This window comes from Salipiger sp. HF18, from assembly GCF_011806505.1.
In the GTDB taxonomy this organism is placed as follows: Bacteria; Pseudomonadota; Alphaproteobacteria; order Rhodobacterales; family Rhodobacteraceae; genus Salipiger; species Salipiger thiooxidans.
The window spans coordinates 1-550 of record NZ_JAATOS010000989.1 but is presented as its reverse complement, the minus strand read 5'-3'; the positions used below and the strand labels follow the sequence as shown (position 1 = coordinate 550).

Genomic DNA, 550 nt, shown 5'->3' with positions numbered 1-550 from the left:
GCGAAGGGGTCGTGCAGGCTGCCGTCCCAGAGCGCGCTCAGCATCGCCACGTCGGTGGCGCCGTCGTCGAGGCGCCGGGTCTCCTCGGGCAGGAGCGCGGGGAAGCTGGTCTCCCACGCCGCGCCGCCGCGCAGGCCGAAGCCCGCGATGGCCTTGCAGGGGTGGCGCTCGAACTCGCCGCCACCGCCCTTGATCACGGTCAGCGCCTCGAGCCCCAGCAGCGCGCCGGCATCGGCCTGCAGCAGGCGGTAGGGCGGGTGGAAGACCCCCTGCACGCTGACCGGGGCCGCGCCGGGGTTCAGCATCCGGCACACGGTGTTGATGCAGGAGCGCAGGTGCAGCACGTCGCGCAGCGTCAGCAGCGAGAAGAGCGCCGGCGACAGCGTCTCGAGCGGCAGGTAGGCGATGCCGTCCCGCGCCATCAGCGCGCCGGCCTCGGCGCCGCTGCCGGCCACCGCGATGCCGAGGGTGCCGAGCCCGTCGCGGATCGCCCGGTCGGCGCCGTTCCAGCCGTGCAGCAGCACCGGGTGGCCGCTGGCGGCCACCAGCC

General features: G+C 75.6%; 1 pseudogene. It reads right to left on the bottom strand.

From position 1 onward, the window contains the following. A pseudogene (locus HC022_RS28425) lies at positions 1-550 on the bottom strand (glycosyl transferase family 3); the annotation flags it as partial.